Consider the following 15,915-nt stretch of genomic DNA (forward strand, 5'->3'; position numbering starts at 1 on the left):
TGGGGCGTGTCGAAACCTCTTGTGGGTGTCCGGGGTGGTTTCGACTCGGGTCGCTCCTTCGTCGCGACCCGGCTCAACCAACTTGGGGGAGGGGCGCTCGCGGCCCGGCTCAACCAACTTGGGGGAGGGGCGCTCGCGTGCTGGCTCAATCGGCTTCAAAATGGTGATTCCGGCTCAACCGGGTTGAGAAAAAATCGTCCAGCGAGCCGAAAGTTAGACCCCATTCGTCGTGTTTGACCGGATGTTTGCAGTGACGAAAGAAGAGCGTTTCCATCGCCGCTTTCCTGGTGCTGAGGATTGCCCCTATGCTGGCCCGTGATTGTGTTTTCCCGGGTGGCTTTCCGGGATCGCGGGGTTCAGGAGGGGATTCATGACAGAGGTTCGAACGTCGTCGCCGTGGCGGCGCTGCATCGCGGTGCTGACCGCTCTCGTGGTGGCCGTGTTGGGCATCCCAACACACGACACGCCTGCGCGTGCCGAGGAGAACAGCGCCATCAAATTCGATCCGGTGACATTGACCCATGTCACTGAGACCGGGGAACCCGTGCCGCCTCCCGGGCGGCAGCTTATCCGGGGGAATTTCTTCTTCCTGGACGTCTCCTTCGACGCGACGGCCGCCAATCCCAAGCCGGGGGACACATTCTCCATTTCCATGCCCGAACCATTCGTGAACCGCGACGCGGGGAACTCCCAGCGGGAAGTCATCAAACCCCTCATGGTGGGCGCGACCCAGGTCGGTGACTGCAACATCAAGGCCAGCCTGATCACCTGCACCCTGAATGAGGCGGTGCGGGGGCGCACCGACATCCGGGGGACGCTGCGGGCCCAGCTGGTGGCAGGCGGGGTCACGTCCAGGACCAGCAGCACCTTCGTCATCAACGGACAGGACCACGTGCTCCAGCACCCCTGGGGTGAGGACATCGTCGCGCCCGGGATCGTGCCGTTCACCCCGGGCACTAGGGCGGTCAAGGGGGCCATCGGGGTCGGGTCCGGATCGAAGGCCATCAACTGGCGCGTCATCTTCGGGGGCACCTGGCTGAAGAACAACTATCCCAACGGCGGGCCCATCACCATCAAGGACACCATCAGCGCGGGCATGGAGGTGCCGGACCCCTCCACGGTCCAGCTCGTCGAGGTGTACGGCGATCCCGTCACCGGTAAGGCCACCGACCGCGTCGTCGCGAAGGGGGACGGCACCGGCGAACTGGACGGCTTCAAGGTGACCCCCAGCTTCGAGGGACGGACCGTCACCTTCAAGGTCGAGGGACCGCTTTCCCCGGAGAAGGATTACCGGGTGGAATTGACCACCCCCTTCACGGGCGGCGAAACGGTGACTCCCGGATTCCAGTACACCAATGCCGCGACCTTCGTTGAGGCGGGCCACACCACTCCCACTGCTGTTCGCAGCTATTTTGAGTCCTTCAAGGCGATCGTCACCTACAAGCAAGGTTTCGGTGGTTTCGAAGTGAGCAAGAACATCCAGGGTGAAGTGATCCCGCCGCGGGGCCAGAAGTTCGACGTCACCGTCAACTACACCCTGCCCGCAGGCACCACGGCAGCGGATTATCCCGACTGGAAGGCGCCTGAAAATCCGACGAAACTGACCGTGACGGTCGGGAGCACCACGCCGTACATGCCGACCTTCCCCAAGGGAACGGTGGTCACCCTCAGCGAGGACACGGGTTCTGCCGATCCTGCGTCCCCCGGGATCACCTGGGGTGCCCCGGTGTTCTCGTCGACCAACAACAAGGTGAGCATCAACGGCGACAAGACCCAGGCCACCTTCACCGTCGAGGACCAGGTGACCCTTCCCGTCTCACTGATGAACACCACCAAGGCCTCCCCAAGTGGAGCCTTTGCGATTTCCAAGGTTGTTGTTGATGGTGGTTCTGATGGCACCGATAGCTTCGGCATTGAGTACAAGTGTTCCGCTGCGGGCGAGAATGATGAGGGAGCTGTTGCCGCCACGGGCACCGTCGCGGTGACCGCGGGTGTGGACAAGGTCGTTGGTAGGTTCCCGGTTGGGACCACTTGTGAGGTGGTCTCCGAGGTGCCTGCCCCGCGTGATGGTTACTCGTTGAGTGTTGACAAGGGTCAGGCTGTGACTGTTGTCAAGGACGACACCGTCAAGGTGAATGTGACCAACACCTATACGAAGGATCTTGGTGTCTTTGCGATTTCCAAGGTTGTTGTTGATGGTGGTTCTGTTGGGGCTGACTCGTTCAGTGTTGGTTACAAGTGTTCTGCTGCTGGTGAGGGTGGTGTTGCTGCCGAGGGTGTAGTGGATGTGACTGCTGGTGTTGAGAAGGTTGTGGGTAGGTTCCCTGCCGGGACCACTTGTGAGGTGGTTTCTGAGGATGAGGGTGCTGCTGCTCGGGCTGGTTACTCGTTGAGTGTTGACAAGGGTCAGGCTGTGACTGTTGTCAAGGACGACACCGTCAAGGTGAATGTGACCAACACCTATACGAAGGATCTTGGTGTCTTTGCGATTTCCAAGGTTGTTGTTGATGGTGGTTCTGATGGCACCGATAGCTTCGGCATTGAGTACAAGTGTTCCGCTGCGGGCGAGAATGATGAGGGAGCTGTTGCCGCCACGGGCACCGTCGCGGTGACCGCGGGTGTGGACAAGGTCGTTGGTAGGTTCCCGGTTGGGACCACTTGTGAGGTGGTCTCCGAGGTGCCTGCCCCGCGTGATGGTTACTCGTTGAGTGTTGACAAGGGTCAGGCTGTGACTGTTGTCAAGGACGACACCGTCAAGGTGAATGTGACCAACACCTACACGAAGGATTCCGCCCCGAGTCCTGGGCCCTCCGCCTCGCCGTCGGCCGCTCCGAGCGTCACGCCGTCGTCGCAGCCGTCCGGTGTTCCGAGCGTCTCGCCGTCGTCGCAGCCGTCCGGTGTCCCGAGTGTCTCGCCGTCGCCGAGCGTTGACCCGAGCGGCTCGCCTGCCCCGACCCCGTCGGGTGCCCCCACCGTCACGGTGAGCCCGACCGCTCCCGGTGCTCCGACGCCGACGGGTCGGGAAACGAGGAGACCGCCCGTGAAGCCCGGCCTGCCGAGGACCGGCAGCTGACCGAGCGATCCGGTAAACGGCCGGGCCGGGGAAGAACTCCCGGCCCGGCCGTTATCATTTCCTTGCTGCCGCGTGAACCCGACTGGAGAAGTTGCTGTCCATCCGTTCGACATGCTCGTTCTCTGAACGCGGCGCCAAGAAGTGACATGATCCTGATAACAGGTTTCCGCGACGGAGAGAGAATCCGATGACGACTTGGCTCGAGAAGCTTCTTGCCCCCGACCTGCTCGAGGCATACCTTGAGCGCGGGTACGCGCTCAACTTCGGCTACGCCGTGTCCGCGGACTCGATCAACCCCGAGGATCCCGCGAAGGATCTCGTCGCTGCGCTCGACCTCGACGGGCCCGACGGTCCCCTGGCCGGAGCGGACGTCGTCCACACCCTGCGCTTCCCGCTGCTGCCCACCGACACCGTCTACCCCGCCATGGGCGGCACCACTGACGAGGAGCGCGCAGTCGCCAGGGGGGACTTCCTGGAGCTGCCGCCCTTCAACGGCGACGGCGTCGTCGCCCTGCCCAGCGACCCCCAGGCCGCGCGGCTCTACGTCGACCCGACGATCCTGCGCGCGGGCGCTCAGATCCTGCGACGGGAATCCGGGGGAGCGCCCGCCGAGGTCGTCGCCACCTACCGGGGCCTGTTCATGGGGTGGAAGAAACCCGACGGCACGAAAACCCCGCCCGGCAGCCCCGACCCGCTCAGCATGCAGGCCTTCCGCGTCAAGGAGGCCGATTCCTTCTCCCCGGGGCAGTTCAACTTCTGCGACGACGGGTCGTTGCGCGACGTGATCGGGCTGCGCCGCGACGACAACGGCGCCCAGCGGCGCATCGTCATCGAACTCGACCGGATCGCCCAGGCCGGGGTGGTGAAGGTCCACGGAACCTGGGAGGGTATCCCGGTGCGCGCCATGCGCATCACCGAGGACGGTGAACGCTGGGAGATCATGTCCCTGGCGCACGACGCCCACGCCGCGCAGGAACGCGGGATGCGACGCGTCGAGGCGGGGGTTTACAGCGCCCTGGTCGCCCCCCACGAGGCGTTGACGACCTTCACTCTGCTCTCCATGCCCTCCTGGCCCCAAGGCTGAGACCCCACCCATGAACCGGACCGGTCCCCTCGCGGGGAGATCGGTCCCCGAGGTGCGCTCCGAAACCGGCATGAGTGATGAAAGATAACTGCCTCGCGGTGTCCGCGTGGCGGAAGGGAAATCACCTCTGAGCAGGCAAATTGGCTGAAAGGTCGACGACTACATATACTTTCGTCGGCGATTCGTCCTTCAACGACTCGCCAAACCGGGAGGAGGTCGTTTCTCCCGGCCATGCCGTCAGTAAGAGGTACCAATGAATCACCCGCGTTCGCTTCTGCGACGGGCGGTCAGCGCAGCCGCAGCCCTCGTGGTCGCATCCGCAGCGCTGTTCAACGTCGGAAGTTCCCCTGCCCATGCCGACCAGAACACCGACATCAAGTTCGGGCCGGTCACCCTCACCCATGTCACCGACAAGGGTGAGGCGATCCCCGCTCCTGGCCGCCAGCTCTACAAAGGCGACTGGTTCTACCTGAACGTCGACTTCGATGCCACCAAGGCCAACCCCAAGCCGGGCCAGTCCTTCACCATCGACCTACCCGAACCCTTCATCAACCGGGATGGTGGAAACTCCCGCGGTGAGGTGGTCAAACCCCTCGAGTACACCGACTCGAAGGGCACCACCGTCAAGGCCGGCGAGTGCAAGGTGGACAGGAGCCGGATCACCTGTACCTTCGGCGATGCCATAGCGGGCAAACTCGACGTCGCGGGCAAGGTCCAGGCCCAGCTGCTGGCCCTGGGCACCACCGACAAGACCTCCAGCGCCATCACCATCAACGGCAAGGAATACACCGTCGCGCATCCCTGGAATGAGGACATCACCCTCCGTCCGGCGGTGCAGTTCAAACCCAGCACCCAGTTCGTCAAGGGCGCCAAGGGTGTGGGCACCAACAGCACCTGGATCAACTGGCGTGTCCTGCTGGGCGGTTCCTGGCTCAAGGCCAACTACCCGAACGGCGGCCCGGTCACAGCCACCGACGTCATTCAGGACGGTCTGGAGGTTCCCGACCCCTCCAGCATCAACTTGGTCGAGGTCCAGGGCGGCCCGAACGGCGCCGGCGAGACCGAACGCGTCGTCGCCACCGCCGACGGGAAGGTCAAGCGGGACGGCTACGGCATCCAGGCCTCCTTCGAGGGCAAAACCGTCACCTTCAAGGTGACCGGCCCCCTCTCCACCGACAAGAACTACCGCATCGACTTCGACACCAAGTTCACCGGCGGCGGCAAGATCGTCCCCGGCCACGAATACCGCAACCAGGCGCACGCCGTGGAGGCGAACAAGGACACCAACGTGGCCACCCGCTCCTACTTCGAGTCGTTCAAGGCCACCATCTCCTACCGCCAGGGCTTCGGCGGTTTCCAGGTGACCAAGGCCAGCGCGGGTAGCGCAGTGCCCCCGGCCGGGCAGAAGTTCGACGTCACCGTCGCCTACAAGCTGCCGAACGGCAAGACCACTGCGGACTTCCCGGGTTGGGAGGCTCCCGCCAACCCGGCCAAGATGACGGTCACCGTCGGCCAGACCACCCCGTCGGTAACCTTCCCCGCGGGCACCGAGATCACCCTCACCGAGGACGTCGCCACCGCCAACCCGGCCGCCGCCGGCATCACCTGGGGGGATCCGAAGTTCTCCTCCGAGGACAACCGGGTCACCATCAGCGGGGACGCCAGGACCGCGACCTTCACCGTCGTCGACCGGACCACCCTGCCCGTCCTGCTGACCAACAACGCCACCAAGACAGCCGGTGGGCCTTCGGCACCCCCGGCACCTCCGGCGCCCCCGGTGTCCCCGGGTCCCGGTCCCAAGACCCCCGACCCGACCGAGCTCGCTGATCCCGGGGCCTCTGATCCCGTCGATCCCTCCGAATCCGCGAAGGCTCCCAAAGCGGTGCCGACGCCCATGAAACCCGGACTGCCCAGAACCGGCCACGAAGGCTGAGTCCGGCAGGACGAAAGAGAGCCGGCGCCGGGAGAACCTCCCCGGTCCCCGGCTCTCGCGAAGAGGCCTGTCCCGTTTCCCCTCTCGTGGACAGGCCTCTTCGCACGGAAACGAATCCCGTGAGCGTGCACGAGGTGCCGCCGCAGTCCGGATCCCAAAGCGGCTCCCGAGAAGCGGGAAGAGGATGTCCAGCCGGGATCCGGGTGGGGAAGGAGCCGCGCCCACCTCCGCTTCCTTGAATCTCGCGAGGGGCCAGTGCGCAGGTTCTTCGCGGGGACTACCCGAAAACCGTCTTAAGAGTTATCGTCAGTCATGCGGTGCTCATCGTCGCCAGGAACCTTCGTGGACTCTCCGGCGTTGAAATACCCGGGAGGGGAAATGCAGCTTGATCGTTCGCGCACATCGCGGTGGCGTGTCGCAACCACGGTTTTTGGCGTAATCGCGACGCTGGCCGCCTTCCTCGTCGCCGGGGCGACTCCTGCGCAGGCGAGGATCAACTCCGACATCGTCTTCACCGACGCCGTCCTCAAGCACGTGGACCAGTCGGGAAATCCCGTCGCCGATCGCCAGGAGGTCTGGCAGGGCGACCACCTGGAGTTCGGCGTCAACTTCGACGGAACCAACGCCCGGGTGGCGTTCGGCGATGAGTTCACGATCGAGCTTCCCGGTTTCCTCAGGCTCCAGGACACCGCCGCCCTTAGACCGATGACCACCGCCGACGGAACCAGAGCCGGCGAGTGCTCCCTCAACAACACGGGAACGAACTCAACCGTCAGCTGCGTGTTCAAGGAAGCGGTCCGCAGGAAGAAGGAGGTCAAGGGGTCCATCCGCGTCACCCTTCAGGTCGCCGACACCACCGACACCGCGGTCGCCGGGGTCGGGTTCAACGGCAGGACCCAGGCCGTCCCCCTGCCCTACAACAAGTCCGTCTCCATCAAACCCACCGCCCCGTGGCAGCCCGCGAGCAAACCGGGCGGCCAGGCCGAACAGCTCACCTCCAACTCCAAAGGGGTCAACTGGGATGTCACGGTCCCCGGCTCCTGGCTGAACACGAACTACCCGTCCGGGTCCCGGGTCGTCATGAAGAACACCGTCACCTTGGGAACGTTCTCCCGCGACTCCGCCGACTGGGCCTACAGCCGCGTGATCGAGGAGTGCGCCGATCCGCGGAACCCGAACGCCAGCCTCTCCCGTGTCGTCGCGGACGGCATTGGAAAGAGCGTCGACGGGTTCCGGCTGAAGGTCGACGTCTCCGGTCAGCAGGGCAGCGTCCTGACCATGAACGGCCCGTGGAGCAGCCGCTGCAACTATCACGTCAAACTGCGTTCCCTGTTCAACGACAACCAGACCGTCGACAAGGCCGTCACCTACGTGAACACGACCTCCTTCGAGAACGTCGGCGAGACGGTGACCACCGAGAGCAGATACCAGGAAACCTTCACCGGCGTCGTCAGCTACCGCGAGACCGGGAAGGTCATGCTGCCCTCCGGCCCCGTCGAAACGCCCCTGGCTTCCGAGAGCGCATAGCCGCGACTTGCCCTTTGGTCTTTTGGTGCTTCCCGGATTGATCCTTGGGCTATTGTTCCCATGCGGAAGACGGGAGGCAGGAACACATGGTGGACAAGCGGCAGCGACTCGTGATCGTGGAATCGCCGACCAAGGCGACGAAGATCGCTGGCTACCTGGGGGACGGTTACATGGTGGAGTCCAGCCGCGGTCACATCCGCGACCTGCCCACCGGCGCCGCCGAGGTGCCCGCCAGGTACAAGGGACTCAAGTGGGCGCGAACCGGCGTCAACATCGACGACAACTTCGCCCCCCTCTACGTGGTGGCCGCCGACAAGAAGGCGACGCTGCGGGAGCTGAAGCAGAAACTCAAGGCCGCCGACGAACTCCTCCTGGCCACCGATGGTGACCGCGAGGGCGAGGCCATCGCTTGGCACCTGATGGAGGAACTCAAACCCAAGGTGCCCGCCCACCGCATGGTCTTCCACGAGATCACGCCGTCGGCCATCGCCGAGGCGGTCGCCAACCCCCGCCCGCTCGACACCGACCTCGTCGACGCGCAGGAGACCCGCCGCATCCTCGACCGCCTCTACGGCTACGAGGTCTCCCCGGTGCTGTGGAAGAAGGTCATGCCGAAACTGTCGGCGGGCCGGGTGCAGTCCGTTGCCACCCGCCTCGTCGTCGACCGGGAACGGGAACGCATCGCGTTCGTGTCCGCCGGTTACTGGGATCTCGACGTGACCCTCGACGGCGGCGCCGAAGCCGATCCCCGCACCTTCCCAGCGCGCCTGACCTCCCTCGACGGGGTGCGCGTCGCCCAGGGCCGCGACTTCGACTCCACCGGTCAGCCCACCAACGCGTCCGCCGTGGTACTGGACGAGGCCACCGCCACCGCGCTCGCCGCGGCCCTCCAGGCCGCCGTTTTCCGCGTCGACCAGGTGGAGGCCAGGCCCTACACCCGCCGTCCCTACGAGCCGTTCCGCACCACCACCCTCCAGCAGGAGGCCGGCCGGAAACTCGGGTTCACCTCGCAACGCACCATGTCGGTGGCCCAGGAGCTCTACGAGAAGGGCTTCATCACCTACATGCGAACCGACTCCGTCACCCTGGCGGACTCCGCCATCGCGGCGGCCCGCGACCAGGTCGAGCAGCTGTTCGGGGCCCGCTACCTGCCCCCGAAACCCCGCATCTACGCCTCGAAGGTGAAAAACGCCCAGGAGGCCCACGAGGCCATCCGGCCCGCGGGTGACGTCTTCACCCACCCCGACGCCACCGGTCTGTCCGGCGACGCCCACCGCCTCTACCAGCTGATCTGGATGCGCACCCTCGCCTCCCAGATGGCCGACGCGAAAGGCGAACAGGTCAGCGTCGCCATCTCCGCTGCCCCCACCGCGCCGGTGCGGGTCGGGACGGGCGCGTTGGAACGCGCCGAGCTGACCGCATCGGGCCGCACCATCTCCTTCCACGGGTTCCTGAAGGCCTACGTCGCCGGCACCGATGACGACTCCGCCAGCGACGACAAGCAGTCGCGGCTGCCGCAGCTCACCGCGGGTCAGGAACTCGCCGCCGAGAAGGTGAAGGCGGCCGGGCACGAGACCAAACCCCCGGCCCGCTACACCGAACCCTCGCTCGTGGCGAAACTGGAGGAGCTGGAGATCGGCCGTCCCTCCACCTACGCATCAATCATCCGCACCATCACCGCCCGCGACTACGTGTTCAAGAAGGGTTCCGCGCTGGTGCCGACCTGGTTGGCGTTCGCCGTCACCCGGCTGCTGGAGGAGCACTTCACCGAGTTGGTGGACTACACCTTCACCGCGCAGCTGGAGGAGCTGCTCGACGAGATCGCGGACGGCAGGGCCGAGCGGCTGAAGGTGCTCACCGACTTCTACCGCGGCCCCGACGGGGACACCGCCAAAGGCCTCGAGAAGCTCGTCACCGAACTCGGTGACATCGACGCTAAGGGGCTGTCGACCTTCCCCCTCGGCGACTCCGGCATTGACGTGCGCGTCGGACGCTACGGCACCTACGTCGAGGCCGCCGACGGGCGTCGCGCCAACGTTCCCGACGACCTGCCGCCCGACGGGTTGACCGTGGAAGTCGCCGAGGAGCTGCTCAGCCGCCCCCTCGACGAGGAACGCGAACTCGGCGTCGACCCGGATTCCGGGCGGATGGTGGTGGCGAAGAACGGCCGGTTCGGTCCCTACGTGACCGAGGTGCTGCCGGAGGGCACCCCGAAGTCGGTGAAACCCCGGACGGCGTCGCTGTTCAAGTCGATGTCCCTCGACAGCATCGACCTGGCCGCGGCGCAGCGTCTCATGAGCCTGCCCCGGGTGGTCGGCAAGGACCCGGAGGGTGTTGAGATCACCGCCCAGAACGGCCGCTACGGGCCGTATTTGAAGAAGGGCAGCGACTCGCGGTCGCTGACCAGCGAGGAACAGATCTTCGACATCACCCTCGATGAGGCCCTCGCCATCTACGCCGCCCCCAAGGTCCGCGGCCGCGCCGCCGCCGCGCCCCCGCTGAAGGAGTTCGGCGCCGACCCGGCCAGCGGAAAACCCGTTGTGCTGAAGTCGGGGCGGTTCGGTCCCTACGTCACCGACGGCGAGACCAACGCCACCCTGCGCCGCGACGACTCACCCGAGACCATCACCCCGGAACGCGCCTTCGAACTGCTCGCGGAGAAACGCGCCAAGGGCCCGGCGAAGAAACCCGCCCGGAAGACCACTACCACCAGGAAGAAGACGACAACCGCAGCGAAGAAGACCACGACGAGGAAGAAGACCACCCCCAAAGCTTGAGTGATGCGGGCAGGGCCGGGGCGCCGGAACCCGCCGCGAGGTGATGTCGAGGGTGGTGTCGAGGGTGGCCGCGTCCGGTTGTCGGTCGGCGGTGGCGCATCGAACCACTATGCTCAGCGGGTATTGACCGACGGGGGTGGATGACGGTGTTGTTCGACTGGAGCAAGGTTCCGCTGGAGCTGGGGCTGGTGACGCTCGCCTTCACGCTGTGCAGCATCATCGGCCTGGAACGGCAGTTCCAGCACAAGGCAGCCGGTGTCCGCACCCATGCGCTGGTGGGGCTGGGCAGCTGCGTGTTCACCCTGATCTCGGTGCATGGGTTCATCGGGCTGGCCGAGTATCAGGTGACCCGGGACCCGTCGCGGATCTCGGCGCAGATCGTGTCCGGCATCGGTTTTCTCGGGGCCGGGGTCATCTTCGTCAACCGCGATGTGGTCCGTGGCCTGACGACGGCGGCGTCCATCTGGCTGGCCGCGGCCATCGGCATGGCGTGTGGTTCGGGTCTGATCCCGCTGGCGGTGTTCGCGACCGCCCTGCACTTCGTCGCAGTGTTCATCGTCGCTCCGCTGGGGCGCCTCCTGCCGGTGTCCGGGGATCGCAGCACGCTGCTGATCACCTACGAGGACGGACGCGGGGCGCTGCGCGACATCCTGGCCCACGCCACCTCGCTCGGCTGCGAGACCACCTTGGTAAGCACCAGGCAGCACACGATCGGCGGACGCCAGCTCGTCCGTGCCCGGATGAGATTCCGTTCCGGACCGGCATTGCCCGTCGTCATGACTCAGCTGAGCGAGGTGGAAGGGGTCGTCAGCATCGACCGGTTCAACCGGGACGACGACGAACTCTGAGGCGAGGTCCCGGGTGGGCTCGAACCTGGGTAGGTCACGGGGTCCGGTCCGGGGGCGGTCTGCGGCGTCCGCTCCCTGGCGGTGTCCAGACCCGCGGGCGTCCGTGGGCGGGTGCCCATCGGTGTCGAGTACGGCAGCGGCCAGGCTCATCGCTGGGGCTCGCACGCCGTCAGACAGGCCCCGGGTGCTCCCCGCATCTCATGGTGTGGTCCTCGTGCTGTGGCCCCGTTCCAGTGGTGGCCGATGTAGTGGAATGGTGGCCAGCCACAGCGTTAAGGAGGACGCATGAACGAATGGACGCAGACTCTCGGCGTGGGTCCACTCCTGGGAATAGCGGTAGGAGCCATCGCGCTCATCCTGGTCCTGGTCATCTGGCTCAGGTTGCACGCCTTCCTCGTGCTCATCGTCGTGTCGTTGGCGACGGCGCTGGCGACGGGTGTTCCTGTGGACAAGATCGTCAGCACCATGACCGGTGGGTTCGGTGGAACGCTGGGTTCGGTGGCCCTGCTCGTCGGGCTCGGGGCCATGCTGGGTCGTCTGGTTGAGACTTCCGGTGGTGCACAATCGCTGGCCGACGCCCTGATCCGGCTCTTCGGTGAGAGCAGAGCCCCGCTGGCGCTCGGTGTGGCGTCGCTGATCTTCGGTTTCCCCATCTTCTTCGACGCCGGGCTGATCGTCATGCTGCCGATCATCTTCGCCACGGCCCGGCGGCTGGGGGCGCCGGTGCTGCTCTATGGGATGCCCGCGGCGGGCGCTTTCTCGGTGATGCACGTCTTCCTTCCGCCGCACCCGGGTCCCATCGCAGCCAGTGAGTATTACGGGGCCAATGTCGGCGTCGTGATGCTGATTGGCCTGGTCATCGCTCTGCCCACCTGGTGGATCGCCGGTTATTTTCTGGGAACCCGGATGGGCAAGAAGTGGCCGCTGCCCGTTCCCGACCTGCTGGCGGGAGGCACGAAGGACGACGACCAGCCGGCTGATCCGCCTTCCGCCGGGGTGATCATCGGGCTGATGCTCGTCCCGGTCGGCCTGATCTTCCTCAACACGGGCCTGAACATGGCCGGCGCGTTGGGGTGGGTGGACCCGAAGGCGAGCTGGGTCCTGACGCTGCGTCTCATCGGCGAGACCCCGATCGCGCTGCTCATCTCGGTTCTGGTGGCGGCGCTGGTTCTGGGCAGAGCGCGCGGCGAGAAGGGCAGCGCCCTGGAGAAGACCCTTGACAGCGCGCTCGGGCCGGTGTGTTCGGTGATCCTGGTCACCGGGGCGGGCGGCATGTTCGGCGGGGTGCTGCGGGCATCCGGTATCGGGGACGCCTTGGCCAACACCCTCGGTGGCATCGGCGTCCCGGTGATCCTGGCCTGCTTCCTGATCTCGCTGATCCTGCGTGTGGCGCAAGGCTCCGCGACGGTGGCCTTGGTCACGACGGCCGGGCTGATGGGTGCGACGGTGGCCTCTGGCGGGTTCAATGGGGTTCAGCTTGCTGCCATCGTGCTCGCTACGGCGGCTGGTTCGGTCGCGGCGTCCCATGTCAATGATTCGGGTTTCTGGCTCGTCGGACGTCTCATGGGGATGGATGTCGCGACCACGCTGCGGACCTGGACCGTGATGGAGACCGCCATCTCGGTCATCGGTTTTGCTTTGTCGGCGATCGTTTTCTACGGGGCGGGGATGTTCGGATGAGGCCTGTACATCTTGTCATCATGGGTGTCGCTGGCACCGGGAAGACCACGATCGGTCAGGGTGTCGCCGCCGCTTTCGGCCTTCCCATGGCCGAGGGGGACGACTTCCACAGCGAGGCCAACCGGGCCAAGATGGGCGCTGGCCAGCCGCTGACCGACGACGATCGCTGGCCGTGGCTGAGGTCGCTGCGGGACTGGATGTCCGAGCAGGCGTCGGGGGGACGCTCCACGGTGGTGGCGTGTTCGGCGCTGCGCAAGGTCTATCGAGACATTCTGCGAGAATCCGAAGGAGAGGTGTTCTTCATACATCTGGTCCTTCCGGAGGATGAGAACCTGGAGCGGCTCAAGAAAAGATCCGGCCACTACATGAAACCGGCGATGCTGGACTCTCAGCTGGCGACGCTCGAACCCCTCGCGGATACCGAATCGGGCATGGAGGTTCTCAACCAGGGAGAGCCGCGGGATGTCATCGTCACCATCACCCAGGCCTTGCGCGACCGGTTCCCGTCACTGGGGGAGTAGCCGCCGCGCTTGATTCCTGGGCCGGTGGCGTTCGCTGTGCCTGGGCCCCGCACCCCTCACCGCCGCCTGAAAAACACCACTCGAAGGGACTTGACCCAAGAAGTGCTCCGCCGCGGTCAAGGCGTGGGAGAACGGCTGGGCCGGTTCGCCTCGTTCCTGGTTTTGGGTCCCGCGGCCTGAAAGCCACTCCACCAGGGTCACCAGGCACCCCTAGTAGTATGTCATCCAGAGTTGGGGAAGGAACTCCAACAAGGCAAGGACAGGCCATGGCCAACCCAGATATCCACATCATCGGTGCCGGCCCGGTCGGTTTGGCCACAGCGTTGCTGTTGGCGGCCCAGGACCGGCGCGTCACAATCCACGAGGCGCGGGAAGCCATTTCTCTGACCGACGCGAACAGCTACCCGATCGGGGTGAACCCGCGTGGTCAGGAGACGTTGCGGCGTATCGATCCGCGTCTGGTCGAGGAGTTGCGCGCGCAGGGTGAACTTGTCGAGGGATTCAAGATCCGTGCCGGGCGCAGGATGCTTGCGTCGTTGCGGTCTGGCGCCATCGTCGGCACCACCCGAGCCCGGCTCACGGGCATCCTTCTGGCTGCGGCGCAACAGGACCGGCGAATCACCCTCAGCACCGGTCACAGGCTGGAGGCCATCGATCTGGCCTCCCGAACCCTGCAGTTCACGGGACCCACCACGGTCGAGGTGGGAAACGGCCTGGTCATCGCATGTGACGGGGTCTGGTCGAAGACGCGTCAGAGCATGGCCGAGCAGCTTGCTGATTTCGCCCCGGAGGTGAATGACTGGGGCGTCCAGTTCCGCGTCCTGTTCTCGGCACCCGGTGCAATGGCTCCCGGACTGGATCCGAATTGGCACCACATCTTCACGGGCAAAGGTATCTACACCGCGACGCTGCCGGACGGCGTGTGGTGCGTTGCGGTCACGGCCATCAAGGGTGACCCAGCGGAGGCCCTGCTCTTGTCGACGGAACCTACGGAGGACCACATCAGCGCCCTGCGTCGGCACCTGCGGCAGTACGCCCCGCTCGTCCTCCCCCTGCTCACTCGCGACGCCTATGTGGATTTCTTCGGGCGGGCGCCCTTCAGCGGCGCCGTTGTGCGCTGCCCCCGGGTGTCCCACGACGGGTGGCTCGTCCTCCTCGGCGATGCCGCCCACTCCGTCATCCCGCCGACAGGCGAGGGCGTCAACTCCGGTCTGGAGGACGCGATGCTGCTGGCCGACGCGCTGGCCTCTGGCAGTCCGATGCCGCTGCGCGAATACGACGAGGGTCGAATTCCCGACCTGAAGGCACTCGGTGAGTACGCCTGCCATCTCAGGGACAACGTCGTCAACGAGGATCCGGTCCGATCCGTCAGCAACGTCGGACTCCGAATTCTCTCAGCGGTAGCTGGTCGCGTTGGCCAGAAGGCCGGTGAACTGGAGAGCCGGCTTTTCGGCCCCGATGCAGGCCGGATGCCTTATCGGGACGCCATCGGGCCGTGGATCCAGTTCCGGGATCGCTGGACCCCGCCCCTGCGCCGGATCGCGACAGGTGTGATGAGATGTGTCAACAAGCCGATCAGCGCGGAACCCCAGACCCTCGTTGCGCACCAGCGCGAGGGCGCCCGACGTCGAATCAGCGTCATCGGCGGCTCGTCCGGCACGGGCAAGGAACTCGCGGAGTTGGCACTGAAGCGGGGCTTCGAGGTCACGTGTCTTTCCCGTCGCGGTGCTGGTCCTATCGGGGCGCGCCTTGTGGCCGGCGATGCCCATGACCCGGAGGTCGTGCGCCAAGCGTTGGAGGATGCCACGGCGGTTTTTGTCACCGTCAATGGCGGCAACGACGGCAGCCGTGATCGAACGGCCATCACCCAGGCCGTCCTCAAGGCTGCCGGGCAGACAGGCCTACGCCGGATCATCGTGCAGTCCTCGTTGGGTGCTGGCGCTTCCGCAGGAATGCTGCCCCCCGGCATCCGGCACTTGGCAAGCCGTATGCTCGCCCCGGCCCTCGCCGACCACACCGCCCAGGAACAAGTGGTCCGAGAATCGGGACTGGACTGGACGATCGTCCGGCCGGTAGGTCTGACCAACAAGCGGGCCACGGGCATGGTCCGAGAGCTTCGGGATGCCGAGAGCGGCTGGCTGGGATGGCCAATCCCCAGGGCTGATGTCGCTGGCCACATGCTCCGTTGCCTGGATGACGAGTCGACGATTCAAGAGTGCATAGCGATCTCAGGGCGCTGCGTCCTGGGTCAGAATCTTCCCAGCCACCGTTGAATGCGGTGTCAGGGCAGGTGCTGGCGCGGTGGTTTCGGGCGATTTCGTGTGAGCGCATCGCGATCTGCGCCATTGCTTGAACCGGCTGAAGATCGCTCAACTGTTCCACATCGCCATTGCCACCGCCGATTTGCCCTTCCTGAAGTTGGTTGAGCCGACCTGCGAGCGGCAGCGAGCTGGTCGTGTCGAAACCATGGTG

Annotated in this window: 9 protein-coding genes; all 9 read left to right on the forward strand. The window is 65.7% G+C overall.

Annotation, left to right across the window (positions count from 1 at the left end; translation table 11 throughout):
* The first annotated feature begins 370 nt into the window (after nt 1–370).
* The 9 genes from ACO6D6_RS14415 to ACO6D6_RS14455 all read left to right on the forward strand — a co-directional run bounded on the left by ACO6D6_RS14415 (nt 371) and on the right by ACO6D6_RS14455 (nt 15,716).
* Nucleotides 371–3,073, forward strand: a complete 2,703-nt coding sequence (locus ACO6D6_RS14415) for a DUF5979 domain-containing protein (protein WP_484785938.1) — start codon at nt 371–373, stop codon at nt 3,071–3,073.
* A 187-nt stretch (nt 3,074–3,260) separates the two neighbouring features.
* The gene (locus tag ACO6D6_RS14420) at nt 3,261–4,157 is read left to right on the forward strand and encodes a hypothetical protein (RefSeq protein WP_484785939.1); all 897 of its coding nucleotides are present in this window, start codon (nt 3,261–3,263) and stop codon (nt 4,155–4,157) included.
* Nucleotides 4,158–4,410: 253 nt separating this feature from the next.
* Nucleotides 4,411–6,090 (forward strand): DUF7926 domain-containing protein, encoded by a 1,680-nt coding sequence (locus tag ACO6D6_RS14425; protein ID WP_484785940.1) that lies wholly within the window; start codon nt 4,411–4,413, stop codon nt 6,088–6,090.
* A 378-nt stretch (nt 6,091–6,468) separates the two neighbouring features.
* Nucleotides 6,469–7,617, forward strand: a complete 1,149-nt coding sequence (locus ACO6D6_RS14430) for a DUF7926 domain-containing protein (protein WP_484785941.1) — start codon at nt 6,469–6,471, stop codon at nt 7,615–7,617.
* 86 nt (nt 7,618–7,703) lie between these two features.
* The gene (topA, locus tag ACO6D6_RS14435; RefSeq protein ID WP_484785942.1) at nt 7,704–10,394 is read left to right on the forward strand and encodes a type I DNA topoisomerase; all 2,691 of its coding nucleotides are present in this window, start codon (nt 7,704–7,706) and stop codon (nt 10,392–10,394) included.
* 140 nt (nt 10,395–10,534) lie between these two features.
* On the forward strand, nt 10,535–11,242 hold the full coding sequence (locus tag ACO6D6_RS14440) for an MgtC/SapB family protein (protein ID WP_484785943.1): 708 nt from the start codon (nt 10,535–10,537) through the stop codon (nt 11,240–11,242).
* Nucleotides 11,243–11,527: 285 nt separating this feature from the next.
* Nucleotides 11,528–12,922 carry a GntP family permease gene (locus tag ACO6D6_RS14445; protein ID WP_484785944.1) on the forward strand — a complete coding sequence of 465 codons (1,395 nt, stop codon included), beginning with the start codon at nt 11,528–11,530 and terminating at the stop codon, nt 12,920–12,922.
* Nucleotides 12,919–13,443, forward strand: a complete 525-nt coding sequence (locus ACO6D6_RS14450) for a gluconokinase (RefSeq protein ID WP_484785945.1) — start codon at nt 12,919–12,921, stop codon at nt 13,441–13,443. The genes ACO6D6_RS14445 and ACO6D6_RS14450 overlap by 4 nt, the downstream gene beginning before the upstream one ends.
* Nucleotides 13,444–13,709: 266 nt before the next feature.
* On the forward strand, nt 13,710–15,716 hold the full coding sequence (locus ACO6D6_RS14455; protein WP_484785946.1) for an NAD(P)H-binding protein: 2,007 nt from the start codon (nt 13,710–13,712) through the stop codon (nt 15,714–15,716).
* Nucleotides 15,717–15,915 lie beyond the last annotated feature (199 nt).

Source organism: Arachnia sp., assembly GCF_057238465.1.